This is a genomic window from Henriciella marina DSM 19595 (assembly GCF_000376805.1).
Lineage (GTDB): Bacteria > Pseudomonadota > Alphaproteobacteria > Caulobacterales > Hyphomonadaceae > Henriciella > Henriciella marina.
In genome coordinates this window covers 777,037-803,699 of sequence record NZ_AQXT01000002.1, presented here as the reverse complement: position 1 = coordinate 803,699, position 26,663 = coordinate 777,037, and the positions used below count along the sequence as shown (strand labels likewise).

Sequence of the window (26,663 nt, the reverse complement as noted above, 5' to 3'; positions counted from 1 at the left end):
GCGCCCTACTCCTCTGGCCTGACGTCCCGGCCGATATTGTCCAGAACCGCGTTCACGAAATTTGCTTCGGATGATTCGAAAAAGTCATGCGCGAGCGATACGTACTCGTCGATCACCACGGCGCGCGAAAGTTCGCGGTGCGCAATGAACTCTGCCGTCGCTGCGCGAAGAATAGCGCGCGTGGTGGAGTCGAGGCGGGCAAGCTTCCAGCCCTTGTTGAGCCGCTTCAGGATCGCGCTGTCGATGGCACTCTGGTGCTCGACGGTCGCTTTCAGGATTTCCTTGAAGAGATCGGGGTCGGCTTCCTCGACAGGCTCCTCATCCGGGCCGAAGCCCAGACGGTCTTCCATGAACTCACGGATGACGGCGCTGGCACCGCGGCCTGTCTGTTCCATCTGATAGAGCGCCTGCACAGCCGCCAGGCGGGCGCCAGCCCGGCGCGCGCGAATAACTTCAAAGGGGAGTTTCTGAGCGTCGCTCATCCCACAAACTTCTTGCGGAGCTTCAACATTTCAAGGCAGGCGATTGCAGCATCGCGGCCCTTGTTCTTGCGTTTGCGGTCCGCGCGTTCCAGCGCCTGCGCTTCGTTTTCGACCGTCAGGATACCGTAGCCGATGGCGAGGCGCCGCTCGACAGCGAGGGTCATCAGACCGCGGGCACTCTCACCGCAGACATAGTCATAATGGCTGGTCTCACCGCGAATGACGCAGCCAAGCGCAATATAGCCATCAAACCGGCCACTGTCGGCCGCCATGGCGATGATGCCTGGGACTTCAAATGCACCAGGCACTTCGATGGTTTCCAGGGAGACGTCCTCATCGGCGAGTGTTTCGGCAACGCCCGCTTCCATTTCGCGAGAGATGTGATCGTAATAGCGCGAGGTCGCGACGAGAATGCGGTGGGGCATCAGGAGTTTCCGTCCGTAAGGGTTCGCCAGCCTTCGATTTGCATGCCATAGCCTTCAAGGCCAGCCACGCGTGTCGGCTTGGTGTCTGAGAGAAAGGTCATTTTCCGGACGCCGAGCTCACGCAGGATCTGCGCGCCGACACCGTACTCGCGAAGCGGCATGTGACCATCATCGTCCTCGGAGGTTTTAAGGCCGAGACGCGACGCGATCGAGTTGGGGCGCATCGTGTTGACGAAGACAACCACGCCTGGCTCATCGGACTCAGCAATGATCTTCATTGCCTTTTCGACAAGGTTTGCGCGGGGGCCTTTCTGGCCTAGAATGTCCGACAGAACATCGGTCCGATGGACGCGCACAAGAACCGTCTCGTCAGGGCTGATCGTGCCGTGGACTACGGCGATGTGCTCGGAATTGTCCAGCGAGTTACGGAAGACGACCGTCTTGAAGCCATCGCCATACTCACTGTCGAGCGGGGCTTCTACGCGCCGCTCCAGATAGCGGTCATTCTTGCGGCGCCAGGCGATAAGATCTGCGATCGTGCCGATCTTGAGACCATGAAGCTGGGCAAAGGAAACCAGTTCAGGAAGTCGGGCCATCGTCCCGTCATCATTCATGATTTCGCAGATCACGCCAGCTGGATAGAGGCCCGCCATGCGAGAGAGATCGACAGCCGCTTCAGTATGCCCTGCCCTGACGAGCGTGCCGCCATCGCGCGCGATCAGTGGAAAGACATGGCCCGGTGAGACGATATCGTGGTGATCCTTGGTCGGGTCGATTGCAACAGCGACGGTCCGGGCGCGATCTGCCGCAGAAATACCGGTCGTGACGCCGTCTTTTGCTTCGATCGAGACGGTGAAGGCCGTCTGCATGCTTTCGCGGTTGTCACGCGCCATCATGTCGAGGTTTAGCGTGCGAGCCCGCTCCTTCGTCATGGAGAGGCAGATCAGGCCGCGGCCGAACTTCGCCATGAAGTTGACCGCTTCAGGGGTCGCAAAGCTTGCCGGGATGACAAGGTCGCCCTCATTCTCGCGGTCTTCCGCATCAACGAGAATAAACATGCGCCCATTGCGAGCGTCCTCGATGATTTCATCGATGGAAGAAATTGCGTGGTGGAGGTCGCCGCTCATGCCTTACCCTTGGTCTCCGGTGCGTCTGCACCGATCATCCGGGCGACGTACCGCGCGAGCATGTCGACCTCAAGATTTACTTTGCTGCCCGGCTGTAATGCGCTCAGCGTCGTGACTTGCCAGGTATGGGGAATAATCGCGACATCGAAGTCGCCATCTTCATGAGCCTTTGCGACGGTGAGAGACACGCCGCTAACTGTTACCGAACCTTTGGTCGCGAAGTAGCGGGCGATGCTGGTTGGCGGGCGGATGCGCACACGGTAGCTGTCACCCTCTTCCGAAATCGAGACGATCTCACCGAGGCCGTCGACATGACCATAGACGAGATGGCCGCCGAGCTCGTCGCCAAGTCTGAGTGACAGTTCAAGGTTTACAGGTGAACCGGTCTCAAGCTCGCCGAGCGTCGTCAGAGACAGCGTTTCTGGGACGGCCTCAACCTCGAACCAGCTACCATCCTCGGCCGGGCCAAACTCGACAACCGTCAGGCAGACCCCTGCATGCATGATGGAAGCGCCCAACGTAATGTCGTCTGCTGGAAAGTGTGAGCGCACACGGAGGCGTCTCAGCCCGTTCGTGTCCTCGACGCTCTCAACGCGTCCAATGTCGGTAACCAGACCGGTAAACATGTCTATTCCTCTTCCTCAACGGCCATATAGGGATGGGTTGCAGGTGCACCAATCACTTTCGCTGGGTCAATTTGACTTGGGGGCAGTCGTCAGATCGGGGTCCAGAGCTCAAGGCAGTCGTCATCGAATGCCTCCCGTGCGGTGAGCGACCAGCGGCGGGTTTGCTCCATGCGGTCCAGCCCAAGCAGACCGATGGCTGGAATGCCGTCCCCGCCGATCAGAATGGGCGCGCGAAACCAGGCGAGGACGTCGACCAGACCAGCAGCGAGGAAGCTGGCTGCCAGCGTGCCGCCGCCCTCGAGGAAAATGCGATTGAAGCCTTCAGCTTCGCAGCGGCGGAGCAAACCATTAAGATCGATTTGACTTCCATCGCTGCCTACGGCCCAGGTTTCAGCGCCGGTCGCTCCAAACGGTGACGGGTCGGCGTGGTCATCATGGGCCAGAATAACCCTGCCGAGACCAGTTGATTCCACCAGCCTCGACTGACGCGGCGTGCGTAGTTTGCTGTCAGCAACAATACGGGCCGGTTGCGTGTCTGGCGCAGGAACAGTGCGCGCGGTCAGAAGCGGATCATCTGCCAGCACCGTGCCGACACCGACCAGGACTGCGTCATGCTCGGCGCGCATCTGGTGAACGCGGGCGCGTGATTTGCTGTTTGTGATCCACTGGCTGACACCGTTCGACAGCGCGATGCGGCCATCGAGCGAGGTTGCGAGCTTCAGTGTGACGGTGACGTTCCGGCTCACTCTTCGTTGCCGGGGTCGTCTAGCGCTGAGGAATCGATGAACTTCGCAAAGTCGGTCGGATCGCGAAAATCCTTGTAGACGCTGGCGTAGCGGACATAGCCGACCGGATCGACGTTCTTCAACGCATCCATGACGAGCTCACCGATGTCAGCCGACGTCACTTCGGTCTCGCCACTGCTTTCAAGCTTGCGGACGATGCCGGACACCAGCTGCTCGACGCTCTCATCGCCGACGGCGCGTTTGCGAAGCGCTATGGTGACGGATTTCGCGACTTTCTCGCGGTCGAAGAGGGCTTTCTTGCCGTCCCGCTTGGCGACGATGATCTCTCGTAGCTGTACGCGCTCAAATGTCGTGAACCGGCCACCGCAAACCTCGCAGGAGCGGCGCCGACGCACAGCCGTATTATCCTCGGCGGGACGCGAGTCCTTCACGGCAGTATTTTCAGCGGTACAGAAGGGGCACTTCACGGGCGGTCTATCCCAGCGTGTGGTAGATCGGGAAACGGGCGGTGAGCGCCTTCACCTCTTCGGCGACGCGCGCCTCGGTTGCAGATGGGTCTCCGGCGGCTACGGCATCCACGATCTCACCGATCCATGCGCCGATCTGGCGGAATTCTCCTTCCCCGAAACCACGTGTTGTCCCAGCAGGTGAGCCGACACGAATACCGCTGGTGATGGCAGGCTTCTCAGGGTCGAACGGGACGCCGTTCTTGTTGCAGGTAATATAAGCGCGGCCGAGCGCGGCCTCGGCGTCCTTGCCGGTCACTTTCTTGGGGCGAAGGTCGATCAGCGCGACATGCGTGTCAGTGCCACCTGAGACCAGATCCAGCCCGGACTCCTTGGCCGCAGAGGCCATTGCGCGTGCGTTCTTTACCACATTGTCAGCGTAGACGTGGAAATCGTCGGTAAGGGCCTCGCCGAAGGCGACCGCCTTCGCGGCGATAACATGCATGAGCGGACCACCCTGAATGCCCGGGAAGACGGCCGAGTTCACTTTCTTCGCAATCGTCTCGTCATTGGTCAGAACCATGCCGCCGCGCGGACCGCGAAGTGTCTTGTGGGTTGTCGTGGTCGCGACGTGGCAATGATCCAGCGGGTTTGGATGCGCGCCGCCGGCCACGAGACCCGCAAAGTGCGCCATGTCGACAAGGAACCAGGCGCCAACTTCGTCGGCGATTTCGCGGAACCTGGCAAAGTCGATCTGGCGGGGATAGGCCGAGCCGCCCGCGATGATGAGCTTGGGCTGATGTTCCTTGGCGAGCGAGCGCACCTGATCAAAGTCGATGAGGTCGTCTTCTTTGCGCACGCCGTACTGGATGGCATTGAACCATTTGCCAGACTGGTTGGGTTTTGCCCCATGAGTGAGGTGGCCGCCGGCATCGAGGCTCATGCCGAGAATGGTGTCGCCCGGTTTGATGAGGGCCTGAAAAACGGCCTGATTGGCCTGGCTGCCGGAGTTTGGCTGGACGTTCGCAAAGTCGCAATTGAAGAGCTTCTTCGCCCGATCCATTGCGAGGTTTTCAGCTAGATCGACGAATTCACAGCCGCCATAATAGCGACGTCCCGGATACCCTTCGGCATATTTGTTCGTGAGGACGGACCCCTGCGCATCGAGCACGGCTTTGGAGACGATGTTCTCTGATGCGATCAGCTCGATCTCGTGCCGCTGGCGATCAAGTTCCTTGGCCAACGCGTCTGCGAGTTCCGCATCGGTGTCCTTGACCCCTGCCGAAAAGAAGCGGTTCAGGTCGAATGTCGCCGCGGGAGACGTGTCAGGCATAGGGGCTATCCTCTTTGTGGTGCTTGGTTCTCATTTACGAGGCATTGCGCCCTCTAGCAAGGCGCAGGACCGCACACCCTGCCGCTCGTTTTCGCGCTTCAAGTGGGCGGGGCCGAAGACAAAAAAAAGACCTGAAGCGCGGACACTCCAGGTCTTGTCTGTTTGCGCTATGCGGCTTCTTCGAGACCGAGCTGTTTCCAGACCGCCAGAATAGCGGCGACAAGCTCATCCATCATGACTTCATCATGGACAGGGCCAGGCGTGAAGCGGAGCCGTTCGGTGCCACGTGGAACGGTCGGATAGTTGATCGGCTGAACGTAGATGCCGAAATCAAAGAGCAGCGTGTCGGACAGCGCCTTGCACTTTTCTGGATCGCCAACCAGCAGAGGCACGATATGGGTTACGCTGTCCATGACGGGCAGTCCTGCCTGACGGAACTTCTCCTTGAGCAGGGCGGCCTTGGCCTGATGATCGGCGCGAAGTCGGCGGCCATCATCGGACCGCAGCTTGCGCACGCTGGCAAGCGCGCCAGCGGCCATTACGGGACAGGTGGAGGTGGTGAAGATGAAACCCGAGGCCATCGAACGGATGGCGTCAATCATCGTGTCGTGACCGGCGATATAACCGCCCATGACACCATACGCCTTGCCGAGGGTGCCTTCGATAATATCGACGCGGTTCATGACACCGTCGCGCTGGGCGACCCCTGCCCCGTCATCGCCATACATGCCAACGGCGTGGACTTCGTCGAGATAGGTGAGCGCATCAAACTCATCTGCGAGGTCGCAGAACTCTTCGATCGGGCCGACATCGCCGTCCATTGAATAGACGCTTTCGAAAGCGATCAGTTTTGGACGCGAGGGATCGTCATTCTCGATCAGTGCGCGCAGATGTTCGATATCATTATGGCGGAAGATGCGGCGGTCGGCGCCGGACCGGCGGATCCCCTCGATCATCGATGCGTGATTGAGCTCATCGGAATAGATAATCAGCCCCGGCAGGATCTTGCCCAGCGTCGAGAGCGTCGCTTCATTGGCGACATATCCCGATGTGAAGAGCAAAGCGCCCGACTTGCCGTGAAGATCGGCAAGCTCTTTCTCAAGCTCGACGTGATAGCGGGTCGTGCCGGAAATATTGCGTGTTCCGCCGGAGCCTGCGCCAAAGCTGTCGATCGCTTCGTGCATGGAGGCCAGAACGTCTTCATCCTGGCCCATGCCGAGATAATCGTTCGAGCACCATACGGTGATCTCCCGCTCGCCGGATTCAAACCGGGCGGTTGCCTTGGGGAACTGGCCACGATGACGCTGAAGATCGACAAAGACGCGGTAGCGGCCTTCGTCACGAATATTCGTCAGCGCATCTTCGAATGCTTTGATATGTTTCATATCATTTGCCTTCCTGAACGCAGGATTGCTGTTGTTACGGAGCTATATGGCAAACTCACACAGCGCATTCTATAGGTGTTTTCCGCTATACCGTTTTTGTCGCAGACACAGGGTTAAGCGTCATATCCAGGCGACTGGCGATCGAGTTTGCGTTTGAGCCCAGGCCAGACGAGCTTTTCGGTCAGGGTTTCCATGCCGCGAGACCCTTGCCCAGCAACCTTTTCCTGAATGTCGCGGTCGCATTCCAGAACGCCGTCACGCCCGGCAGAAAGGGCCTGAACCTGCATGCTACAGGCGCGCTCAAGGAAGAACATCTTCGTGAACGCAATCGATGCGGTCTTGCCGCATGTCAGCGTGCCGTGATTACGAAGCATCATGGTCGACTTTTCAGGGCCGAGGTCGCGCACCAGTCTTTCGCGCTCATCAAGGTCGAGCGCGACGCCCTCATAGTCGTGATAGGCAAGATCATCGCGCACAATCATCGCTGTCTGCGAGATCGGCATTAGCCCTTCCTTTTGAGCGGAAACAGCAACGCCCTGATCGGTATGAAGGTGCATGACGACATTTGCGTCCTCGCGATTCGCGTGGATGGCCGAATGGATCGTGAAACCTGCCGGATTGATGAAGTATGGCGTGTCCATCACGATATTACCTTCCAGATCGACCTTGACGAGGGAGGATGCGGTGATCTCGTCAAAGAACTGCCCGTAAGGGTTGATGAGGAAGTGATGTTCCGGACCCGGCACACGATGTGAGATATGCGTGAAGATCATGTCGTCCCAGCCATGCAGAGCCACGAGGCGGTAAAGCATCGCGCAATCGACCCGTGCCTGCCACTCCTCTGCGGATACGGCATTCTTCACATCAACTGATTTCATATCGTCCGGCATGTCTTCCTCCTGATCTTTGACGGCATCATACAGGAATTATGGCGATTTGCACCATCCCCCTGCCCACGCTTGACCTGAGCGGCGCAGCCAGCGAGATGGGCCTATGAAGATAAAGATCGCTTTCACAGCCTCCCGGCGGCCCGAAGCCCAGGAAGCCTTGCAACGCCTGACCAAGCAGTATGGCCAGTGTGATGAAGACGACGCCGAAGTTATCGTGGCGCTCGGCGGCGATGGCTCAATGCTGAACGCAATGCGCCGCCGGTTCGACGATCGAAAGCCGGTCTATGGCATGAACCGCGGCACGGTCGGCTTTCTGATGAACGATTTCGTCGAAGAAAATCTCTATGAGCGAATCAACAAGGCCTCGAAGGCCTCGCTGATTCCGCTCCGGATGACGGCCACGGATGTGCATGGCGAGCATTTCGAGCGTCTGGCGATCAACGAGGTCTCATTGCTGCGAGAGACGGCGCAGAGCGCGAAGCTGCGGATTCGTGTCGACGGAAACGAGCGGATGAGTGAGCTGACCTGCGACGGCATCATGGTGGCAACGCCTGCAGGCTCTACTGCGTATAACCTTTCAGCGCATGGCCCGATCCTGCCGATCGGTGCCAATCTTCTTGCACTGACGCCTGTAAGTGCTTTCAGGCCCAGACGCTGGCGCGGCGCGCTGCTGCGTCATGATGCGAAGGTAGAATTCGAAATCGTTGAACCGAACCGGCGCCCGGTGTCTGCATCGGCCGACAATCAGGAAGTCCGCGACATCGCCAAGGTCACGGTGACCGAAGACCGTAGCAAACCGCTGACAATGCTGTTCGACCCAGGCCACGCGCTCGATGAGCGCATCCTTCGCGAGCAGTTCTCATTCTGAGCTGGAATTAAGAGACGCCCTGAAAGCCTTCGACTTCGCGGCGCTGTTTCTCGCCCTGATCGAGCCCCAGCAAGAGCAGCACCGACGAGGCAACGAACACTGATGAGTAAGTGCCGATAATCACGCCGAAGATGAGCGCAAAGCTCATGCCGCTCAGCACAGTTCCGCCGAACAGGTAGATGCTGAAGAGAGCAAGCAGCGTGGTGCCGGAAGTCAGCAAGGTTCGCGACAGTGTCTGGTTCACAGCAAGATCGATGACCTTGTCGGACTCCATCTTCTTGTATTTGCGCGCTTCCTCTCGCACGCGGTCAAAGACGATCACGGTGTCGTTCATCGAATAACCGACGATGGTCAGAAGCGCGGCGATGGTCGACAGGTTGAACTCAAACTGGGTCAGCGAGAACATACCCATCGTTATGATTACATCATGGAAGAGCGCGGCCACGGCGCCGAGTGCATACTTCCATTGGAAGCGAACCGAGATGTAGGCCATCATCAGAGCCAGGGCGACACCAAGCGCCAGAAGACCACTTCTCAGCAATTCACCGGAAACTTTGGGGCCGACCGCGGCGCTGCTTCGGACATTGACGTCTGTAAAGGCTTCGTTGAGGGCAGCGCGGACGCGGTCATTCGCCTGTTGCTGGGCTGTGTCCTGGTCCATTCCCTCTTCGGCCTGCTGGGTTGCAAACCGGATCACGATTACTTCGATACCTTCGACGCCAGTACCGCGAGCCGCGTTAACGCCAACCTCACCGAGGTCGAGGCCAGCCATGACTTCGCGCACATCTTCTTCCTGCACGCCTTCTGGCTGTTCGATCTCGATGACGGAGCCGCCCGCGAAGTCGATGCCGAAATTCATGCCCTTGGTGAAGATGAGCGCAAAAGACGCCGCAATCAGCACTGCCGAGAACAGCAGAGCCGGCAGGCGATACGACATGAAACGAACGTTCGTGCTCTTGGGCCAATACTGAAGCAGCATAACGTTTCCTCTAGATCGACAGCTTGCGGGGACGTGCAGCGCGAAGCCACATGGCCGTGAACCAGCGCGTGACAACGAAAGCTGTGAACACCGACGTCACGATCCCGATGGCGAGCGTTACTGCAAACCCCTTAACCGGCCCGGACCCGAGCAGATAAAGGATGGAAGCTGCAATGAAAGTGGTGATGTTGGCATCGAGAATGGTGGAGAGGGCGCGTTCGTAGCCGGCAATCACCGCCGTGGTCGGCGATCTGCCATTCCGCTGCTCTTCCCTGATCCGCTCAAACACGATCACGTTCGCATCGACCGCCATACCGATGGTCAGGACGATGCCCGCAATGCCCGGAAGCGTCAGCGTTGCGCCAAGCCCTGACAGAGCGCCGAGGATGAGAACGATGTTGGCAATCAGCGACCCGACAGCAAACCCGCCAATGAGACCGTAAGCAAGGATCATGAAGACGCCGACGAGCACCATGCCTATCATGCTGGCATTCGTCCCGGCTTCAATCGAATCGGCGCCAAGGCCCGGACCCACAGTCCGTTCCTCGATGAAGTTCAGTTTTGCCGGCAACTCACCAGCTTCGATAATGTCGGCTAGGTCCTGAGCCTCTTCGAGCGTGAAGTCGCCTGTGATCTGAACATTGCCGCCCCAGATCGGCTCATTGATGCGCGGGGCAGACATGACGGTCCCGTCCAGCACGATCGCGAAGATCTGCCCGCGATTATTGGCTGTTGTCTGGCCAAAGCGCTCAGCGCCTGTGCCATTCAGCCGGAAATCGACCGCGGGCGAATTGTCATCGGGGTTGCGGCCCTGGCTGGCGGTGGCGATGTCGCTGCCCGTCACAACCGGTGTCCGATTGACAAGAATCGGGCGACCGAACTCGTCTTCAAGCAGCTCGAACCCCGGCGCAGGGCGCGTGGCTTGAGCCGCATTGACCGACGATGGGTCGGTATTCGCCATATTGAAGGTGAGCCGACCGGCCTGGCCGAGGATGTTCTTGATCCGGCGCGGATCGGCCTCACCCGGAGCCTCGATGACGATTCGTGTATCGCCCTGTGGCGTGATTGCCACCTCGCTGACGCCATCGGGGTCGAGCCTGCGACGGATGATGGTGATCATCGTGCTTTGGGCATCCGCAGCTAGTGCTTGCTGGGCGTCGTCGCTGACGCGAACCATGATCGTGTCCTGGCCGGTCTGGTCAATCGACAGAACACGCTGGTTGCCTGTCGCCCCGATTGTCGGATTGATGCGGCGGAGCCGGCGAAGGGCGTCTTCCATATCTTCAGCATTGCGAAGCTGGATCGGCAGGGTGACGCCCTGCTGCTCAGGCACGTTGCGTTCAATCAGCGGGTCGCGGTTCAGCGCCTGAACGATGTCCGTCTGAAGTGTTTCAAGCCGGTTGGCGGCCACTTCTTCCGGTTCAATCTGTGTCAGGAGGTAGACGCCGCCCTGAAGGTCGAGGCCCAGATTGACCTTGCTGGTCGGAAGAAAGCTCGGCCACCACGACTGTTCTGCCGCCTCGACCTGCTGCTGATAGGCCGCGATATCCTGCGGGGCGTCAGATTCAGGCTCGCGCGGTTCTACACCGAGGAACCCATTGGAGAAGGCATTCGGCATAGCCATGAGCGTGCCCCAGATGAGCACGATCAGGATCAGAATGACTTTCCAGGCCGGAAAATTCAGCATGGCCCACTCCCCTCAGAGTGATCAGGACGATTTGGTATCGTTAGCGGCAGGCACCGGTTCATTCTTGCCGCGAACATCGGCAATCATTGCGCGGACGATTCGCACGCGGACGCCGTCGGCGACTTCGATGCTGAGTTCCTGCTCGGTCACCCTGATGACCTTGCCGATCAGACCGCCCGACGTGATGACGGTATCGCCCTTCCCGACGGCCTCGATCATCTGCTTGTGCTTCTTCTGGCGCTGGTTGGCCGGCCGGATAAGCAGAAAGTAGAAAATGAGGATCAGCGGAACGAAGAAGATCAACTGTCCGACGATGCCGCCCATGCCGCCAGTTGCTTCCTGCGCAGAAGCCATGGGGGCGAGGCTTGCTGCCGTCAGGCCTGCCAGCGTTAGTCTTGAATACATACTCTTATCTCCGCGGAATTTCAGGCTCGTCGCTATATCTGTGGAGGGCTTACATTGCAAACAAGACCAATCAATACGCGATTACAGTACGGCCCGGAGTTCAACTCGCGTCTCTTGCGTCCCGATCGAAAAAACATTTGCGTCTCTTATCCAATATGTTGGTGAGCGCATATTCTCCACGGCTTGGATAATCCCATGAATGCCGGACAATAATCAGTAGCTGAAGCAGTTGACCGCAACTGAAAACTTGGCCCTTTATGCATGTGCGGCGGAGGGAGCATTCATCATGAGATTCTGTTTGCTGGCGACAGCCATCGCAATTGCGTGCGGTAGTGGTTTCGCAAATGCGGAGGACGCTGGACCTGCCCCAGATGCGTGGGAAATCCGTTCGTGGGACCGCACGATCACATGGCGCGGATCAGCAGACGATGACATCAATTACCTGATGTACACTCTCCATACGACAGCGACAGACAAGCCGGGGGTTATGTTCTCTTGCAGTGATAAATACGGCCTCAACGTCCTCTACAGCTTCGACGACGTAGATTTGATGGAGCTTTTCTATAGCAGGCGCCAAAGCAGATTGCGGTCTGTCCCGATCCACATGTGGGTGGGGGACTACGCGTTCGATCTCGCCTATTATAACGTCCGCAGGCACGACAAGGTCATCGCCAATCAGAAAGCGTCACAAGCCTCCATCGCTATGGGCGCTTTTCTGCAGAATCTGCCGATAAGACTGAAGGCTCACAACTATTTCGATGTAACCTTGGACCTGCCGCCGGCGGACCAATCCGTTCACCGATTCATCGAAGTTTGCGACAAAGCTTCCGAACTGGCTGAAAGAGTACGGGCAGCAGAAGCTGAAAAAGAGTAGTCTGGCCTATCCGGCCACTGCCGGAGTGATCGTCACGCTCTCGCCGCAGCCACAGGCATCTGTCTGGTTCGGGTTACCGAAAACGAACTTCTCGTGAAGCATCGTCGTTTCATAATCGACGGTGCAGCCCAGCAGGAAGAGGACAGCTTTCGCGTCGACAACGATCTTTACGCCCTTGTCCTCGACAATCTCATCGAGATCTGCGGGCGCTTCGACGTAGTCCATCACGTATTCCATACCTGCACAGCCGCCATTCTTGACGCCGACACGCAGATAGCCGGCGCCCTTTTCAGCCATGATCTCTTCAACGCGCTCTGCAGCGGCGTCTGTCAGGGTAACAAGTTGTGGGCGTGGTCTTCTGGCCATGAGGATTAGATGTGACCTGTCAGTTCGTGTTTCAACTACAGCATGTTCAACGCAAGGCGCGCTTCATCAGACATGCGCGACGGATCCCAGGGCGGATCGAAGGTCAGCCGGACCTCAACATCCTGAACACCTTCGACGGTGCGGGCGGCATTTTCCACCCAACCAGGCATATCTCCGGCAACCGGGCACCCAGGCGCGGTCAGCGTCATATCGATATCGACCTTGCGATCATCATCGATGTCGACCTTGTAGATCAGACCGAGTTCGTAGATGTCGACCGGAATTTCCGGGTCAAACACCGACTTGAACGCCATGATCAGCTCGTCCGTCAGGCGGTCGAGTTCTTCCTGTGGAATCTTCGTGTCGCCGGCGCCGCTGTTTTCGGCGTCGAGCGTCTGATCAGTGTTCGAAAGGCTCATATCGTCTGGCATCACAGGCCCTTATAACAACATTCCGCGCGCTTTGTTGAGCGCACCGATAAAGGCGTCAACTTCATCGAGTGTATTGTATAGCGCAAAACTCGCGCGTGCGGTTGCACTAACCCCTAGGTGGGTCATCAATGGCTGAGCGCAATGGTGACCTGCACGTATGGCAACACCATAACGGTCCAGTAGTTGCGCAATGTCGTGTGGATGCACGCCTTCAAGGCTGAAGGAAAGGACGGGGCCCTTGCCTTCGGATGTCCCGTGAATACGGACGCCATTGATCGCAGTAAGCTCCTCTGTCGCCTTTTTCAGCAAGGAGGTCTCATGCGTGCGCACCTCATCCATATCGAAAGCTGAAAGCCAGTCGATTGCAGCCCCGAAGCCGATAGCCTGCAGGATGGGCGGTGTGCCTGCTTCGAATTTGTGCGGTGGTGAATTATACGTAACGCGGTCCTGTTCGACGATTTCGATCATTTCGCCGCCGCCCTGATAAGGACGCAGCGCTTCGAGCGCCTCCATGCGGCCGTAGAGCGCGCCGATACCGCTTGGCCCGTAAATCTTGTGTCCGGTCAGGACATAGAAATCACAGCCGATGTCCTGCACGTCGATATCGAGATGGACCCCCGACTGGCAACCATCAATCAGGATATAGGCGCCAGCAGCATGCGCGATCTCGGTTGCCCGGCGCGCATCGGTTTTTGTGCCCAGAATATTCGACATATGGGTCAGCGTAACGAGCTTGGTTTTGGGACCAACCGCCTTCTCAAGCGCGTCCATGTCCAGTGAGCCATCTTCGAGAACCGGCACCCATTTGAGGACAGCGCCATGGCGCTCTCTCAGAAAGTGCCATGGCACGATGTTGGAGTGGTGCTCCATGATCGAAAGGACGATCTCGTCACCCGGCTCGATCATGTCGGTGATGCCGGACGCGACGAGGTTCATGGCCTCCGTGCCACCCTTGGTGAAGATGATGTTCTCATCGCCTTCAGCGTTCAGGAAATGGCGGACCTTGCCGCGCGCAGCCTCATAGGCCTCCGTTGTCTCATTCGCGAGCGTGTGAAGGCCGCGATGGACGTTGGCGTATGCTGTTCGCGCCTGGTTCGACATGCAGTCCAGCACGGCGTCAGGCGTCTGCGCACTGGCAGCATTGTCGAGATAGACGAGCGGCTTGCCGTTCACATCGCGGCTGAGAATCGGGAAGTCAGCGCGAATGGCTTGAAGGTCCAGGGCACGCGCCATCATGCGCTCCGTTGCTGGCGGAGAAACCGGCTTGTCGCATTGATGAGCTGCTGGCGAACGCCATCATGCGCGTCTTCAAGCGCTTCTGCGATGAAAGCCTCAGTCAGAAGCGCTCGGGCTTCGGGTTTCGGGATACCGCGCTGCTGCATGTAAAAGAGCGCCTCGTCATCAAGCTGGCCCGACGTGTTGCCGTGTTCGCATTCGACGTCATCGGCATAGATTTCAAGCTCGGGCTTGGCGAAGACTTCCGCGCCGTTGTCGAGCAGCAATGCCTGATGCTGCATGTTGGCATCGGTGTACTGGCCGACCGTTCGAGGCACGAGGAACTTGCCCTGGAAGATGCCGCGGCCGCCATTTGCCACGGCGCCCTTGGTAAGCTGCGTTGTGACGCAGGATTCCGCGCCATGGGTTACGTGCGTCGTGTAGTCGATGTGATAGCCAGAGGCAGCGAGGTAAGCGCCGTTGATTGCCGCCTTGGCCTCCGCGCCCTTATGCTCAAGATGCGTCTCGATGCGGCAAAGCTTCCCGCCGAATGAAAGCGCGGTTTGTTCGAACTCTGCTTTGGTATCGAGATGAACGGTCGTCGTGATGGCCGTCACATCGTCCAAACTCCCTTCCTGCAGAAGTGTGCGGCTAATGCTCCCGCCTTCTCCAATACCGAACTCGATAAGGAAGGAGGAAAACCCCGATCCGCCGGAATAGTGCTCGAAGAGGTCGAGGTGCGCATTTTCGCGAACAACGAATACAAGCCTGGAGAAAGCCGTTTCGCGATTGTCGCCCATTATCGAAACGACGAGGGGGCGCTCAATCTTTCCGTCGACTTCCACCATCAAAATGTCATCAGCGGCATGGCCGGTCATAGCTGCGGCCAACGCGCCCATGGGCAACAGGTCGGCCTGCGCAAAGTCATGTTCGCCCGTCTTTGGAAAGATACGAAGACCTTCTGGAAGGTCCTTCGGGAAGGTCCAGGACCGGCCGTCGAAAGTCAGCTCTACAGAGTTGGCTGGCGCATCGACAAGGGTGTCGGCGGCGCCGCTAGAGGACTGGAGCGCGGGGAGCGCCTGACGCACGTCGCTCCATTTCCATTGCTCAAGCCTTCGATTGGGCAGGCCGCGCTCAGCAAACACATTAAAGGCCGACCGATGGGCATCATCGCTATCGAAACCTTCAAACAGCCTAGCGAGCTGCTGTTCTGCTTCGGTTGGATTTTTCAGGGCTGGCAAAAGCTCGGTTGAAGTCAAGCGACCTCCCCGAGGATGCCGTCATAGCCTTCTCTCTCAAGCTGATGGGCAAGCTCTGGGCCGCCAGACTTGATGATCCGTCCTTTGGCCAGCACATGCACCTTGTCTGGACGGATATGGTCCAGCAAGCGCTGATAGTGCGTGATGACAAGCATGCCGCGCTCTTCGCTGCGCAGCGCGTTCACGCCATCTGCAACGGTCTTGAGCGCGTCGATATCAAGTCCGGAATCCGTTTCATCCAGGATCGCGAAGCGTGGCTCGATCATCATCATCTGAAAGATTTCCAGACGCTTCTTCTCGCCGCCGGAAAACCCGACATTGACCGGGCGCTTAAGCATTTCAGCATCCAGATTGAGTTGCTTGCCGATCTCGCGGGCCTTCTTGATGAAGTCGGGCGCGGAAAACTCGTCTTCGCCGCGCGCCTTACGCTGGGCGTTGATCGCCGCGCGCACGAACGTCATGACGGGCACGCCGGGGATCTCGACCGGATACTGGAAGGACAGGAAAAGACCTGCCGCCGCACGCTCATCAGGCTCCATGGAGAGGAGATCTTCGCCCTCCAGCGTCGCGGTGCCGCCGGTTGCTTCGTAGCCTTCGCGGCCGGTCAGCACGTAGGACAGGGTCGACTTGCCGGCACCATTGGGCCCCATGATCGCATGGACTTCGCCAGCGGGCACGTCGAGCGACAGGCCGTTCAGGATCGTTTTGCGGCTATCGCCTTCGCCAATATCGGCGGTAAGATTATCAAGCTTCAACATGCAGCCGATGTAGAGATGCTGGGCCCGAATTCAAAGCCCGTATCGCCGCACCCGCAAGCAAATGTCAGCGAATATCGGTCAGACCGTAAAAATCCTGGCCCGAAACAGCCGCATCGAGATCAATCGGGTTCAGTAGAAGCGTCCCGATATAGTGGACGCTTTCTTCCTGACCGTTCAGGATACGCTTAAGCGCCGTGTTGATCGGCGTTGCGACACCCTGAGGACCGACAAGGACAAAGCTGTCGAGGCCTGGGTCAAAGCCGTAATGCTCAGTGAAGTACGGATTTGCCGCCATGAAGCGGTCAAACCGTTCCCATTGCCAGTTGAGCGGCGAGTTCGCCCGGATCACTTCGCCAAGATAGAGGCCTGCGAACGAGACGGTGTTATCGCCGCGCCCGTCCGCAATCAGCGATTCGCCAGCGCGGCCTTCCGCAGCTTGAAGCCTGTTGACGGTGTGAACATCCTTCAGCCAGTCATCGATGGTCTTGAGACTCTCGATTGAGAAATCGAGTTGTGACCGGTCGAGGCGGTTGGGGAGCAGGATGAGCTGGTCACCTTCAGGCGACATGAAACGGTTGAGCGCTGGCCCGATGTCGGAAACTGACAGGCTGGCTGCATAGCGTCCATCGTCGCGGCCGATAACCTCCCCGCGCGCAAACCCGGCATGTGACGCCGTGGCGCCATAGCCGTCATAGGGAATATAATAAGGGGTCGGCTTTGCCGGTGTCGCGCACGATACCAGCGCGAACAGTCCCAAAATGATACAAAGACGGGCCATCAAGGTCCAATCGGATAAACGTATACACACTCAGGTCTGCTTACCAGCAATCCGTGTGCCGAGCGTTAATCGACTGGATTCGCGGCGAAATTACAACTTCAAGCGTCAAAGTCCCGCATCAGGTCGCCCTGCCCCGGTTCGAGGCGCTCTTGCCACTGGTTGAGTTCGATGCACGAAGCCGAGCGGAACCTGGCCTGTAGAATGCCATCAATCCGGACCGGATCATCGGTGCCCTGCCGCGTGAACTGTAGCTCAAAATGGGCCCAGCCCCCATCGCCGGAAACCGAGATGACTTCATAGCCAAATGCCACATCTTCACGAAGCGGCATGACCTTTTGCATCGCTTCCCGCAGGGCAAGCTTGTCTTTCAACGGTGCCGAGAACGGGCTTTCGCGGTAGAGAAGTTCATCTGCGAACAGGTCAAGGAACGCATCCACGTCGCAACCCTCAATCGAGGTTTTGAGCGAGACCAGCCATGCGTCGAATTCCTGCATTTCCATGTGACGGTCTCTGTCTAACCCACTGATCCTTCGAGACTTACCTTGAGCAAGCTCTGGGCCTCGACAGCGAACTCCATCGGAAGATGCTGCATCACTTCGCGCACGAACCCGTTGACGAGAAGCGCAACCGCTTCTTCCTCGCCGAGCCCGCGTTGACGCGCATAGAAGAGCTGGTCTTCTGACAGTTTAGTGGTCGTTGCCTCGTGCTCAAGCTGGGCATCGGCGCGGCGGTTTTCGACATAGGGCACCGTGTGTGCCCCGCAGTCGCCGCCGATCAGTAGCGAATCACACTGGGTGAAATTGCGCGCCTTCTCAGCCTTCTTGTGGATCGAGACGAGCCCGCGATAAGTGTTGTCGGACCGGCCAGCAGAGATCCCCTTGGAGATGATGCGCGAGCGCGTATTCTTGCCTAGGTGGATCATCTTGGTGCCCGTATCGGCCATCTGGCGGCCATTGGTCACTGCGATCGAATAGAACTCGCCCTGGCTATCATCACCGCGCAGGATGCAGGACGGATATTTCCACGTCACCGCAGAACCTGTCTCAACCTGCGTCCAGCTGATCTTGGACCGCGCGCCGCGGCAATCGCCGCGCTTGGTCACGAAGTTGAAGATACCGCCTTTGCCATTCTCATCGCCCGGCCACCAGTTCTGTACGGTCGAGTATTTGATCTCGGCATCATCCAGCGCAACCAGTTCGACGACAGCAGCGTGTAGCTGGTTTTCGTCTCGCATCGGGGCCGTACAGCCTTCGAGATAGGACACGTAAGAGCCCTTGTCGGCAACGATGAGCGTGCGCTCGAACTGGCCCGTATTTTCGGCATTCATCCGGAAATAGGTGCTGAGCTCCATTGGGCAGCGAACGCCCTCGGGGATGTAGACGAAAGTGCCGTCCGAAAAGACCGCGCTGTTCAATGTCGCAAAGAAGTTATCGGACTGAGGCACGACAGAGCCGAGATATTTGCGGACCAGCTCCGGATGCTCACGCAGGGCCTCGGAGATCGACATGAAGATCACGCCAGCTTTCTCAAGCTCTTTGCGGAACGTGGTTGCGACGGAAACAGAGTCGAACACGGCATCGACAGCAACGCGAGGCTTCTGCGGATCACCGCGCGCCTCTGCGGCCGTCTCAGCAGCGCCCTCTACGCCAAGCAGCACCTCTGCTTCGCGAAGTGGAATGCCGAGCTTCTCATAGGTTTCGAGAATTTCCTTGGGCACGTCATCAATCGACTCATATTTCGCGCCCTGTTTTGGCGCGGCATAATAGTAGATGTCGTTATAGACGATTTTCTCATAGTCGACCTTGGCCCAATCGGGCTCATCCATGGTTTGCCAGCGCTCATAGGCCTGAAGGCGCCAGTCCAGCATCCAGCTAGGCTCACCCTTCTTCTCGGAGATAAAGCGAATGACTTCCTCATTGAGACCCTTCGGAGCGTACTCGGTCTCGATGTCAGTCTTGAAGCCTGCTGAATAATTCTCGGACTCGAGCGCCTTCGCTGCCGCGACAGTGCCTTTGTCGATACTATCCTTGATCCTGATGTCATCGGGCATTCAAGCCGTCTCCTTCGTCTTGCGCCGGTGCAAAGCCTGCAACCAGGCATCAGCCGTCCGGTCAAAATCTTCGGGCGTGCTGTTCCATCCAAAGCTGGTGCGGATTGCGCTTTCTGCAAGAGCGTCATCTGCGCCCATCGCTGAGAGAACAAGCGATCTTTTCACTTTGCCGCTCGAACACGCCGATCCCGATGACACGGCTATTCCAGCAAGATCCATCGCCATGACCTGCGTTTCCGCCCGAAACCCAGAATACGCAAAATTCGACGTGTTTGGAAGGCGTTCAGCCGTTTCGCCAAAGACGGTGACGCCCGCTTCGGCTTTCAGCCTGGCTTCCATCCTGTCGCGATGGCCTGCGAGATTCGTGTAGGTCGAAAGATCTTCAGTGGCTGCCTGGGCGGCAGCGCCAAAGCCTGCAATACCGGCAAGGTTCTCTGTCCCAGAGCGCAGCGAGCGTTCCTGCCCGCCACCGAACAAGCTGGCGCGCAATGGTGCCCCGCTTTTCAGCCAGAGCGCGCCCGCACCCTGGGGGCCGCCTGCCTTGTGCGCAGAGAGCGCGAGATAATCGACGCCCAGTAGTGACACGTTGAGCGGGATCTTGCCGAGGCCCTGCACGCCGTCGCAGATCGTCAGACCACCTGCCTCCCGCACCAGCGCGGCCGCTTCAGCGACCGGCTGGATGACGCCCGTTTCGTTGTTTGCAAGCATCAGAACGAGGACCGGACGACCATTTGCTTCGCGGTCCCACGCTGTCAGCCGCTCCGAGAGATCAGCAAGATCGGCCTTGCCCGATGGTGTCGCATAAACAGTCTGGACCCGCGCGCCGGAGTAGCCGGCATTCTTGGCAGCCGCTTCATGCTCGATCGCCGATACCAGGAGCGTGCAGGCGCCCTCAAGCTGGCGCACGACCCCATTTATCGCCATTCCGATCGCTTCAGTGCCGCCTGAGGTGAAGACGACACCCTGCGGCAAACCGGAAATGGCGCCCGCGACCTGGCGCCTCGCCGTTTCCAGCACCTTGCGCGCCTGCCGGCCCGGACCGTGGACGCTGGACGGGTTTGCACCCACCTCAAGCGCCGCGAGCATCGCATCGCGTGCTTCGGGCCTGAGAGGCGCTGTTGCATTGTAGTCTGCATAGATCATGGGCTGGCCGATAAGCTAACACGGTTCATCCTTACACAAAAACTTGCATTCAGTTGCCGCTTTCGCCTAAAGCGCCCTCTTCACTCCCCAGCTCAAAGCGACATAGAGAAGAGGCGCCCAGCATGGCAGAACTCATTATTCCTGGTCCGGCAGGCCGTATCGAAGCCCGCTACACTGAACCGGCACAGGAAGACGCGCCGATTGCGCTGGTTCTTCATCCCCATCCGCGGGCAGGCGGATCGATGCAGGATCCGATTACGATCCGCCTCTATCAGATGTTTGAAAAGCGCGGTTTTGGCGTTCTTCGCTTCAACACGCGCGGCGTTGGCCGTTCCCAAGGCGTTTATGATCAGGGTGTCGGTGAGCTGGAAGACGCCGCCTATGTTCTCGACTACATGGAAAACATGACGGAAAATCCGCGCTTTGTCTGGTGCGCTGGATATTCGTTCGGCGCGTGGATCACGCTCCAGCTACTGATGCGCCGGCCTGAAATCGATGGCTTTCTCGCCATCGCGCCGCCCTGCAACCACTATGACCTTTCTTTCCTCGCCCCCTGCCCTGCATCGGGCCTGATCATCTCTGGTGAGAATGACAAGATCTCCGGCCCAAAAGATGTCGAGCGCGCTCTGACCAAAGTCCGTGTGCAAAAAGGCGAAGTGATCGAACGCGATACGATCATGGGTGCCAATCACTTCTTCGTCGACAAGCATGATGAGCTGCTGGACAAGTGCGAAACCTATGTCGATCGCCGTCTTATCGAGGACGAGCAGAAGATGCGGCTGGCATCAGACACCTCGAAAAAGCGCGGCGCCGCCGCGATTACCGATCAGAGCGATGAGGACGTCGAAGGCGACGACGACTAGTCGGCAATCAGGCCGCCTGTCATCGCTTTCGGGACATTTGTGGTGCCGGGCCAGCTGACGGGCAGCCCGCGCATTGTTCTGACCGCCAGATAGGCAAAGGCCTGCGCCTCGATAGAATCGCCCAGCCAGCCGACAGCTTCGGCTGACCGCACTGTGCATGGGACACGGGATTTGAGCTCTGCCATCAGCTGCGGATTTCGGCGCCCGCCGCCGCAGACGATGAGCTGATCAGGTGTGTCATCGAACTGTCTGATGGCGTGGGCCACCGCTTCGGCTGAGAACGCCGTCAGGGTCGCCGCGCCGTCCTCCAGCGTCATGCCTCGCGCGAGATTTGCGTCGAAATCGAACCGGTCGAGGCTTTTTGGACCGGTCAGATCAAACCAGGGCTTGTCCATCCAGAGATCGATCGACATCTCATCGACCCTGCCGGCAGCCGCGATCTTGCCGTCTGTGTCCTGCGTCCCCGCGCCGTGCAGCTCGATCCATTCGTCGATCGGCCCATTTGCGGGACCTGTATCGAACGCGAGCAAATCGCCGTTCGCGGACCGGTAAGTGATATTCGCCACACCGCCGAGATTGAGGACAGCGTTTGACTGGCTATCGCCGAGATTGCGCAGGAGCGCGGCATGGAAGGCAGGCGCGAGCGGTGCCCCCTGCCCGCCAGCCGCAACGTCGGCGCTCCGGAAGTCATATGCGAGCGGGACACCGAGAGCGTCTCGCAGGCTCACGCTGTCGATCAACTGAAGCGTGCGGCCGGTTACATCGGTTGTAGGAGGCCTGTGGAGCACCGTCTGGCCATGAACGCCTGCGATGGCCGGTGGATCGCCGCGCCAGTCCGCCATGAGCTGCTGCCAGGCATCTGCATGGGTGCGCGTCAGGACATTTTCCGCAGCTCTGAACGGCGCTTGGGGCTGTGGACCAGTCCAGTTCCATTTGCGTGCCGCATCCACCGCTGCCTTCAGCGCAGCCCGCTCAGCGTCATCATATTTGCGCTCCGCAACCGGCCCGATGTCATAGACACGCTCCCCATCTGTCAGGATGAGGGCGCCATCGACGGCATCGATAGAGGTGCCGGACATGAAACCAGCCGCCCATACGGGCTCAAAATGATCTGTCGCCTGTTCCAATTGTCGTATGACCCGTGCTAGCAGCGCCCTTCGATAATGGAGAAACCGGCATGAGCCAATACAGGTCCGACTTCCTGACGACGCTGGAGACACGCGGCTTCATCAAGCAGGTCACCCATCCGACAGAGCTGGATGCGTACTGTGCGAACGGTGTACCTGTCGCCTATATCGGTTTCGATGCAACGGCCGACAGCCTGCATGTCGGATCGCTTCTCCAGATCATGATGCTGCGCCACCTCCAGAAGGCAGGCGGCAAGCCGATCGTTCTCATGGGCGGCGGAACGACCAAGGTTGGTGACCCGACGGACAAGGAGAAGTCGCGACCTTTGCTGACCAATGAGCAGATCGAGGAGAACATTGCCGGCATCAAGAAAGCATTCGAGCCCTTCCTGACCTTTGGCGACGGCCCGACCGACGCAGTCATGGTGAATAATGACGATTGGCTGAGCAAGCTTGGCTATATCAACCTGCTGCGCGAAGTGGGAGTCCACTTCACGATCAACACGATGACCAAGCAGGAGACGGTGGCTCGGCGCCTCAACAATGAGCAGCCTTACACCTTCCTCGAGTTTAACTACCTCATCATGCAGTCCTACGACTTCCTTGAGCTTTATCGCCAGCATGGCTGCCAGCTGCAGATCGGCGGGTCGGACCAATGGGGCAATATCGTTGGCGGCGTCGATCTCGTTCACAAGGCGGATGGCGGTGATGCCTATGGGCTGACCGCGCACCTCATTACGACCGCGTCAGGCGGCAAGATGGGCAAGACGGCTGACGGCGCGGTCTGGCTGAATGCAGACCGCAAGTCGCCTTACGAATACTGGCAGTTCTGGCGCAATACTGAAGACGCCGATGTTGGCCGCTTTTTAAGACTGTTTACCGAGCTTTCGATCGGAGAGATCGAGAAACTGGAAGCGCTTAAGGGCGCTGACATCAATCAGGCAAAGATTGCGCTTGCGAATGCGGCGACCACCATGCTGCATGGCGAAGATGCAGCAAAAGACGCTGAACGTGCCGCGTCGGCTGTCTTCGGCTCGGGTAGCACGGACGATGCGCTGCCGACGGCGGATATCGCGCGCGCCGATCTTGAAGCCGAGCTGCTGGTAGCAGCCGCTTTCACAATGGCCGGCCTCAGCAAATCGAACGGAGAGGCTCGCCGTCTGATCAAGCAGGGCGCTGCGCGTGTGAATGACGCGCTTGTTTCTGATGAGAACGCGTCATTGACGCTCGCCGATCTTGGCGATGGGGATGCCGTTAAACTGTCGGCCGGCAAGAAACGGCACGCGCTTCTGAAGGCGGTCTAGGCCTCGGGAGCGACCGTCACATCAAAGTCGATATCGGGAAACTGTGAGGCAAAACGACCCTCATGTTTCTCGCTCAGGCCAACGATGAGCTCAGTGCTGCCCTCCGGCTGAACGCGCTCGTCGTGAACGGCGCCGTATTCGAACAGCCAGGCCCTGGCTGCGCCCTGGCTTGGATCGAGCCGGATCTTGAAGGTCTTGAGCTCATCCTGGATCGAGTCCTGTACCAGCGCGAGAAGTTCAGTGATCCCCTCCCCCGTTAGCGCCGACGTGATAACGGCGGGCGTTTCCTGAACGCCTGTGCGAACAGAGATACGAAGCGTCTCCTGCACATCCTCTGGCAGGAGGTCAATTTTGTTCCAGGCCTCGATGATGGGTGGAAGCGGGTGGCCGCTTTCCTCTTCCAGGCGTTTCAGGACCCGCAGAACGTCCTGCTTGCGTTCTTCGTCAGAGTCTTCTGACCGGTCGCGAACATGTATCAAAAGATCAGCTTCCAGCGTCTCTTCAAGCGTCGCCCTGAAACTGTCGATGAGGTGGGTGGGCAGGTCAGTGATGAAGCCCACTGTGTCGACGAGGGCCGCGTCACCCAGTCCGGGCAGTTCCAGCCGCCTTATGGTCGGGTCCAGAGTTGCGAAAGGCATATCGCGGGCGAACACATTCGCTCCGGTCATCCGGTTGAAGAGGGTCGATTTGCCAGCATTCGTGTAGCCGACAAGCGCTATGACCGGGAAGCCCGCCTCGCGCCGCCCTGAGCGCTGTAGCCCGCGGGTGCGCCGTACATCTTCGAGGTCTGACTTCAACGACGCCAGCGTCCGGTCCAACATGCGGCGGTCTGCCTCAAGCTGGGTCTCGCCGGGGCCGCTGAGGAAGCCCTGACCACCCCGTTGGCGCTCAAGGTGTGTCCACGTCCGCACGAGCCGCGAGCGCTCATAGGATAGCCGCGCCAGCTCGACCTGGAGCTTGCCTTCCTTGGTGCGGGCACGAAGGCCAAAGATTTCGAGAATGAGGCCTGTCCGGTCGATAACTTTCGACCCGAGCGCGCGTTCGAGGTTTCGCTGTTGCACGGGTGTGAGGGCCGCATCTACGACGCAGAGGGTGCAGCCTGATGCTTCGATATCCTCTTTCAGTCGCTCCAGGATGCCGCCTGACAGAAGATGTGATGCGCTCGGTTTGCGGATCTGCTCGGGGCGCAGGAATGCAAGGTTGCAGCCCAAAGCCTCAACCAGACCCGATGTCTCGGAAAGTCTTTCCCTGTCCGGCCGGTCGGACGGCTGCGTCCACGGAATGATCACACCCGCCCTGTCAGGGACAGGCGTACGGTCAATCAGCTCCGTGTTCAATCCTTGTCCGCGCTGGTTTCTTCGTCGAACAGCTGAACGGGTGCCCCCGGCGCGATCGTCGAAATTGCATGCTTGTAGACAAGTTGCGGCGGGCGTCCGTCGCCGCGAAGCAGGACGCAGAAATTATCAAACCAGGTGACAACCCCCTGTAATTTAACACCGTTCACAAGGAAGATCGTCAGCGGAGTGCGCGACTTCCTGACAGCATTTAGGAACGTATCCTGCAGGTTCTGTTTTTTATCCGACGACATGGTCTTTATCCGTATGCTGGCGCTGTTCGCTATGCGTTTTCGCAGGCGCTATCCGGATTGCTAAAGCTTTGCAAGTCCCGGCTGCTTAGCGACGCCAAAATGACACCGTAAGCAATGGTATCAGAGCAAGTATCTCAAGTCGGCCCAATATCATACCAAAGATTGCAAGCACCTGATAGAGCGGCGCATCGGAGATTTCTGCCCGAGGAATGAGATGTCCTGAATTTGTCAGACTACCGAGCGTTGTCGCCAGGGCATCGTCGAAGCCTAGTCCCAGAAAGGAAAACAGGAGCAGGCCGATGACGGAGGCCATGATGTAGGCGACGAGATAGACCCAGATCCCCATCAGCGTCCTGTCCGACTGAATACGCCCTCTGAACTGAAAGTGCACCAGGGACTGGCGAAAGCCCATCCGCTTGAATTCCTGACCGACCCGTCGCCCGAGCACATAGAGACGCCCCAGCTTCAGACCGCCTGCGGCTGAAAGAGCCGCGCCGCCGACAAGGCACGGCGCCAGTTGCAGTGGAAGCGGCAGATTTCCGGTCGTTTCCTCAGCAACAAGAGCAATGCCGCTCGTAGACAGGCTCGAAAGCGTCCAGCCGATCGCATTGAGACCTGTCAGGCCGAGTAGAACACCGGCGACGGAGAAAAGAATGAGGGCGAGTCCAAATGACAGCGTTTCCGCATCAATGAACGCCTTTTTCCACTGACGGTTCGCGATCTGAATCATGAAGAAAATCCCGAGCGACCCCAGAATAAGTCCCAGCGAAAGACCCAGCACCCGCGCGATTCGGACGACATCGCTGGACACGCTGAGAGGATCAACCAGCCCTGTGGTAATGGCACTCACGGCATCGAGAAACGCCATGTCGACCGGTATTCCGCCGACCACTTCGATGGTAAAAATGGCGAGGATGCAGATGCTCCCGAACAATCCAGTTACCTTCAGGACCCTGGGCATTGTGTCGAAAAAGCTCTCATCGGAGATGCTGAACAGAGGCGTACGGTGAATGCCCGGCCCATCAAGGCTAAGCGCCGCGAGCACTGTCGCAGCGAATGTTACCGTCGCAGCGGCGCCGGCTAGATGAAGGAGGGCGCGCCACAAGAGGATTGACCCTGGTAGCGGAGGTCCTGCCGGATCGAAAACCGAATGGCCCGTCGTGGTCAGGCAGGAAATGGCTTCATGGATAGCCGCAGCCGCGCTGGCGTTCGGCAGGCCCAGCAGAAAAGGCGGCGCACAGGCAAGGCCCGCAAACACCCAGAAGAAAACCATGAAAGCCAGACCGTCAGATGGCTGGGCGCGCCTGGTGGGGCGACCGACCATAACGAGTGTCGCCGAACTCACCGTCGCCAGCAGAACAGCCGTGGTAAGAAAAACCCTGAACTGCAGGCCCTCGCCGAGCAACAGTGCGACGAGCGATGCGAAGCCCATGGCAATCACGAAGCCAAAACCAGTGAAGGCGAGCATTCTGATGATCGCAGGATAGTTCATGGGATCCGCCTGAAGG

Annotated in this window: 29 protein-coding genes; 4 read left to right on the top strand and 25 right to left on the bottom strand. The window is 58.7% G+C overall.

Translation table 11 applies throughout. The features are described from left to right. Window positions 1–5: 5 nt before the first annotated feature. The 9 genes from nusB to F550_RS0104030 all read right to left on the bottom strand — a co-directional run bounded on the left by nusB (window position 6) and on the right by F550_RS0104030 (window position 7,460). A complete protein-coding gene (nusB, locus tag F550_RS0104070; RefSeq protein ID WP_018147255.1) occupies window positions 6–482 on the bottom strand; it encodes a transcription antitermination factor NusB in 477 nt (158 codons plus the stop codon). Next, window positions 479–907, bottom strand: coding sequence for a 6,7-dimethyl-8-ribityllumazine synthase (gene ribH, locus F550_RS0104065; protein ID WP_018147254.1), 429 nt, complete (start codon window positions 905–907; stop codon window positions 479–481). The genes nusB and ribH overlap by 4 nt, the downstream gene beginning before the upstream one ends. Then, window positions 907–2,034, bottom strand: coding sequence for a 3,4-dihydroxy-2-butanone-4-phosphate synthase (gene ribB / locus F550_RS0104060; protein WP_018147253.1), 1,128 nt, complete (start codon window positions 2,032–2,034; stop codon window positions 907–909). The genes ribH and ribB overlap by 1 nt, the downstream gene beginning before the upstream one ends. Next, on the bottom strand, window positions 2,031–2,660 hold the full coding sequence (locus tag F550_RS0104055) for a riboflavin synthase (protein ID WP_018147252.1): 630 nt from the start codon (window positions 2,658–2,660) through the stop codon (window positions 2,031–2,033). Before F550_RS0104055 ends, ribB begins: the two co-directional genes overlap by 4 nt. Window positions 2,661–2,749: 89 nt before the next feature. Then, window positions 2,750–3,406, bottom strand: coding sequence for a RibD family protein (locus F550_RS0104050; protein WP_018147251.1), 657 nt, complete (start codon window positions 3,404–3,406; stop codon window positions 2,750–2,752). Further along, entirely contained in the window at window positions 3,403–3,873 is a 471-nt protein-coding gene (gene nrdR / locus F550_RS0104045; protein WP_026180554.1) for a transcriptional regulator NrdR, read from the bottom strand. The genes F550_RS0104050 and nrdR overlap by 4 nt, the downstream gene beginning before the upstream one ends. Before the next feature lie 7 nt (window positions 3,874–3,880). Continuing rightward, complete coding sequence (gene glyA / locus F550_RS0104040) at window positions 3,881–5,185, bottom strand: serine hydroxymethyltransferase (protein ID WP_018147249.1); 1,305 nt, start codon at window positions 5,183–5,185, stop codon at window positions 3,881–3,883. A 167-nt stretch (window positions 5,186–5,352) separates the two neighbouring features. Next, the gene (hemA, locus tag F550_RS0104035) at window positions 5,353–6,570 is read right to left on the bottom strand and encodes a 5-aminolevulinate synthase (protein WP_018147248.1); all 1,218 of its coding nucleotides are present in this window, start codon (window positions 6,568–6,570) and stop codon (window positions 5,353–5,355) included. A 113-nt stretch (window positions 6,571–6,683) separates the two neighbouring features. Next, a complete protein-coding gene (locus F550_RS0104030) occupies window positions 6,684–7,460 on the bottom strand; it encodes a class II aldolase/adducin family protein (protein WP_018147247.1) in 777 nt (258 codons plus the stop codon). A 103-nt stretch (window positions 7,461–7,563) separates the two neighbouring features. On the opposite strand from F550_RS0104030, the gene F550_RS0104025 reads away from it, so the two are divergent. After that, window positions 7,564–8,328, top strand: coding sequence for an NAD kinase (locus tag F550_RS0104025; protein WP_018147246.1), 765 nt, complete (start codon window positions 7,564–7,566; stop codon window positions 8,326–8,328). Window positions 8,329–8,335: 7 nt separating this feature from the next. On the opposite strand, the gene secF is transcribed toward F550_RS0104025, so the two are convergent. Genes secF through yajC form a run of 3 tightly spaced genes read right to left on the bottom strand, consistent with a single transcriptional unit; the run spans window position 8,336 to window position 11,399 of the window. After that, the gene (secF, locus tag F550_RS0104020; protein WP_233348986.1) at window positions 8,336–9,265 is read right to left on the bottom strand and encodes a protein translocase subunit SecF; all 930 of its coding nucleotides are present in this window, start codon (window positions 9,263–9,265) and stop codon (window positions 8,336–8,338) included. A gap of 52 nt (window positions 9,266–9,317) precedes the next feature. Further along, complete coding sequence (secD, locus tag F550_RS0104015) at window positions 9,318–10,994, bottom strand: protein translocase subunit SecD (protein WP_018147244.1); 1,677 nt, start codon at window positions 10,992–10,994, stop codon at window positions 9,318–9,320. 21 nt (window positions 10,995–11,015) lie between these two features. After that, complete coding sequence (gene yajC, locus F550_RS0104010; RefSeq protein ID WP_018147243.1) at window positions 11,016–11,399, bottom strand: preprotein translocase subunit YajC; 384 nt, start codon at window positions 11,397–11,399, stop codon at window positions 11,016–11,018. A 298-nt stretch (window positions 11,400–11,697) separates the two neighbouring features. Here yajC and F550_RS0104005 point away from each other — a divergent pair, with 298 nt between their 5' ends. Continuing rightward, window positions 11,698–12,273 (top strand): hypothetical protein, encoded by a 576-nt coding sequence (locus tag F550_RS0104005; protein WP_018147242.1) that lies wholly within the window; start codon window positions 11,698–11,700, stop codon window positions 12,271–12,273. A gap of 6 nt (window positions 12,274–12,279) precedes the next feature. On the opposite strand, the gene F550_RS0104000 is transcribed toward F550_RS0104005, so the two are convergent. From F550_RS0104000 to F550_RS0103960, 9 genes are all read right to left on the bottom strand, one after another. Continuing rightward, complete coding sequence (locus F550_RS0104000) at window positions 12,280–12,639, bottom strand: HesB/IscA family protein (RefSeq protein ID WP_018147241.1); 360 nt, start codon at window positions 12,637–12,639, stop codon at window positions 12,280–12,282. A 35-nt stretch (window positions 12,640–12,674) separates the two neighbouring features. Beyond that, the gene (locus F550_RS0103995; protein ID WP_018147240.1) at window positions 12,675–13,070 is read right to left on the bottom strand and encodes an SUF system Fe-S cluster assembly protein; all 396 of its coding nucleotides are present in this window, start codon (window positions 13,068–13,070) and stop codon (window positions 12,675–12,677) included. A 9-nt stretch (window positions 13,071–13,079) separates the two neighbouring features. Beyond that, window positions 13,080–14,306 carry an aminotransferase class V-fold PLP-dependent enzyme gene (locus F550_RS0103990; RefSeq protein WP_018147239.1) on the bottom strand — a complete coding sequence of 409 codons (1,227 nt, stop codon included), beginning with the start codon at window positions 14,304–14,306 and terminating at the stop codon, window positions 13,080–13,082. After that, window positions 14,303–15,544 carry a Fe-S cluster assembly protein SufD gene (gene sufD / locus F550_RS0103985; RefSeq protein WP_018147238.1) on the bottom strand — a complete coding sequence of 414 codons (1,242 nt, stop codon included), beginning with the start codon at window positions 15,542–15,544 and terminating at the stop codon, window positions 14,303–14,305. Before sufD ends, F550_RS0103990 begins: the two co-directional genes overlap by 4 nt. Beyond that, on the bottom strand, window positions 15,541–16,302 hold the full coding sequence (sufC, locus tag F550_RS0103980; RefSeq protein ID WP_018147237.1) for a Fe-S cluster assembly ATPase SufC: 762 nt from the start codon (window positions 16,300–16,302) through the stop codon (window positions 15,541–15,543). Before sufC ends, sufD begins: the two co-directional genes overlap by 4 nt. A 64-nt stretch (window positions 16,303–16,366) precedes the next feature. Beyond that, complete coding sequence (locus F550_RS0103975) at window positions 16,367–17,080, bottom strand: hypothetical protein (RefSeq protein ID WP_018147236.1); 714 nt, start codon at window positions 17,078–17,080, stop codon at window positions 16,367–16,369. Window positions 17,081–17,178: 98 nt separating this feature from the next. Then, the gene (locus F550_RS0103970; RefSeq protein ID WP_018147235.1) at window positions 17,179–17,580 is read right to left on the bottom strand and encodes a nuclear transport factor 2 family protein; all 402 of its coding nucleotides are present in this window, start codon (window positions 17,578–17,580) and stop codon (window positions 17,179–17,181) included. Window positions 17,581–17,594: 14 nt separating this feature from the next. Then, a complete protein-coding gene (gene sufB, locus F550_RS0103965; protein ID WP_018147234.1) occupies window positions 17,595–19,130 on the bottom strand; it encodes a Fe-S cluster assembly protein SufB in 1,536 nt (511 codons plus the stop codon). Then, on the bottom strand, window positions 19,131–20,273 hold the full coding sequence (locus F550_RS0103960; protein WP_018147233.1) for a cysteine desulfurase family protein: 1,143 nt from the start codon (window positions 20,271–20,273) through the stop codon (window positions 19,131–19,133). Between the two features lie 122 nt (window positions 20,274–20,395). Between F550_RS0103960 and F550_RS0103955 the strand changes: the two genes are divergently transcribed. Continuing rightward, a complete protein-coding gene (locus F550_RS0103955; RefSeq protein ID WP_018147232.1) occupies window positions 20,396–21,136 on the top strand; it encodes an alpha/beta hydrolase in 741 nt (246 codons plus the stop codon). On the opposite strand, the gene F550_RS0103950 is transcribed toward F550_RS0103955, so the two are convergent. After that, the gene (locus F550_RS0103950) at window positions 21,133–22,263 is read right to left on the bottom strand and encodes an anhydro-N-acetylmuramic acid kinase (protein ID WP_407637642.1); all 1,131 of its coding nucleotides are present in this window, start codon (window positions 22,261–22,263) and stop codon (window positions 21,133–21,135) included. The two genes, F550_RS0103955 and F550_RS0103950, sit on opposite strands and share 4 nt — an antisense overlap. A gap of 50 nt (window positions 22,264–22,313) precedes the next feature. Here F550_RS0103950 and tyrS point away from each other — a divergent pair, with 50 nt between their 5' ends. Continuing rightward, the gene (gene tyrS, locus F550_RS0103945; protein WP_018147230.1) at window positions 22,314–23,567 is read left to right on the top strand and encodes a tyrosine--tRNA ligase; all 1,254 of its coding nucleotides are present in this window, start codon (window positions 22,314–22,316) and stop codon (window positions 23,565–23,567) included. Here tyrS and hflX read toward each other — a convergent pair. From hflX to F550_RS0103930, 3 genes are all read right to left on the bottom strand, one after another. Further along, a complete protein-coding gene (gene hflX, locus F550_RS0103940) occupies window positions 23,564–24,904 on the bottom strand; it encodes a GTPase HflX (protein WP_018147229.1) in 1,341 nt (446 codons plus the stop codon). The genes tyrS and hflX overlap by 4 nt on opposite strands. Continuing rightward, window positions 24,901–25,155 carry an RNA chaperone Hfq gene (hfq, locus tag F550_RS0103935; RefSeq protein ID WP_018147228.1) on the bottom strand — a complete coding sequence of 85 codons (255 nt, stop codon included), beginning with the start codon at window positions 25,153–25,155 and terminating at the stop codon, window positions 24,901–24,903. The genes hflX and hfq overlap by 4 nt, the downstream gene beginning before the upstream one ends. A gap of 85 nt (window positions 25,156–25,240) precedes the next feature. Beyond that, window positions 25,241–26,647 carry a hypothetical protein gene (locus F550_RS0103930; RefSeq protein ID WP_018147227.1) on the bottom strand — a complete coding sequence of 469 codons (1,407 nt, stop codon included), beginning with the start codon at window positions 26,645–26,647 and terminating at the stop codon, window positions 25,241–25,243. Window positions 26,648–26,663 lie beyond the last annotated feature (16 nt).

Excerpts from the sequence above, each read along its gene's own strand:
- nusB (WP_018147255.1), bottom strand. The coding sequence starts at position 482 with ATGAGCGACGCTCAGAAACTCCCCTTTGAAGTTATTCGCGCGCGCCGG.
- ribH (WP_018147254.1), bottom strand. The coding sequence starts at position 907 with ATGCCCCACCGCATTCTCGTCGCGACCTCGCGCTATTACGATCACATC.
- ribB (WP_018147253.1), bottom strand. The coding sequence starts at position 2,034 with ATGAGCGGCGACCTCCACCACGCAATTTCTTCCATCGATGAAATCATC.
- F550_RS0104055 (WP_018147252.1), bottom strand. The coding sequence starts at position 2,660 with ATGTTTACCGGTCTGGTTACCGACATTGGACGCGTTGAGAGCGTCGAG.
- glyA (WP_018147249.1), bottom strand. The coding sequence starts at position 5,185 with ATGCCTGACACGTCTCCCGCGGCGACATTCGACCTGAACCGCTTCTTT.
- hemA (WP_018147248.1), bottom strand. The coding sequence starts at position 6,570 with ATGAAACATATCAAAGCATTCGAAGATGCGCTGACGAATATTCGTGAC.
- F550_RS0104030 (WP_018147247.1), bottom strand. The coding sequence starts at position 7,460 with ATGCCGGACGATATGAAATCAGTTGATGTGAAGAATGCCGTATCCGCA.
- F550_RS0104025 (WP_018147246.1), top strand. The coding sequence starts at position 7,564 with ATGAAGATAAAGATCGCTTTCACAGCCTCCCGGCGGCCCGAAGCCCAG.
- secF (WP_233348986.1), bottom strand. The coding sequence starts at position 9,265 with ATGTCGTATCGCCTGCCGGCTCTGCTGTTCTCGGCAGTGCTGATTGCG.
- secD (WP_018147244.1), bottom strand. The coding sequence starts at position 10,994 with ATGCTGAATTTTCCGGCCTGGAAAGTCATTCTGATCCTGATCGTGCTC.
- yajC (WP_018147243.1), bottom strand. The coding sequence starts at position 11,399 with ATGTATTCAAGACTAACGCTGGCAGGCCTGACGGCAGCAAGCCTCGCC.
- F550_RS0104000 (WP_018147241.1), bottom strand. The coding sequence starts at position 12,639 with ATGGCCAGAAGACCACGCCCACAACTTGTTACCCTGACAGACGCCGCT.
- F550_RS0103995 (WP_018147240.1), bottom strand. The coding sequence starts at position 13,070 with ATGCCAGACGATATGAGCCTTTCGAACACTGATCAGACGCTCGACGCC.
- F550_RS0103990 (WP_018147239.1), bottom strand. The coding sequence starts at position 14,306 with ATGATGGCGCGTGCCCTGGACCTTCAAGCCATTCGCGCTGACTTCCCG.
- sufC (WP_018147237.1), bottom strand. The coding sequence starts at position 16,302 with ATGTTGAAGCTTGATAATCTTACCGCCGATATTGGCGAAGGCGATAGC.
- F550_RS0103975 (WP_018147236.1), bottom strand. The coding sequence starts at position 17,080 with ATGGCCCGTCTTTGTATCATTTTGGGACTGTTCGCGCTGGTATCGTGC.
- F550_RS0103970 (WP_018147235.1), bottom strand. The coding sequence starts at position 17,580 with ATGGAAATGCAGGAATTCGACGCATGGCTGGTCTCGCTCAAAACCTCG.
- sufB (WP_018147234.1), bottom strand. The coding sequence starts at position 19,130 with ATGCCCGATGACATCAGGATCAAGGATAGTATCGACAAAGGCACTGTC.
- F550_RS0103960 (WP_018147233.1), bottom strand. The coding sequence starts at position 20,273 with ATGATCTATGCAGACTACAATGCAACAGCGCCTCTCAGGCCCGAAGCA.
- F550_RS0103955 (WP_018147232.1), top strand. The coding sequence starts at position 20,396 with ATGGCAGAACTCATTATTCCTGGTCCGGCAGGCCGTATCGAAGCCCGC.
- tyrS (WP_018147230.1), top strand. The coding sequence starts at position 22,314 with ATGAGCCAATACAGGTCCGACTTCCTGACGACGCTGGAGACACGCGGC.
- hfq (WP_018147228.1), bottom strand. The coding sequence starts at position 25,155 with ATGTCGTCGGATAAAAAACAGAACCTGCAGGATACGTTCCTAAATGCT.
- F550_RS0103930 (WP_018147227.1), bottom strand. The coding sequence starts at position 26,647 with ATGAACTATCCTGCGATCATCAGAATGCTCGCCTTCACTGGTTTTGGC.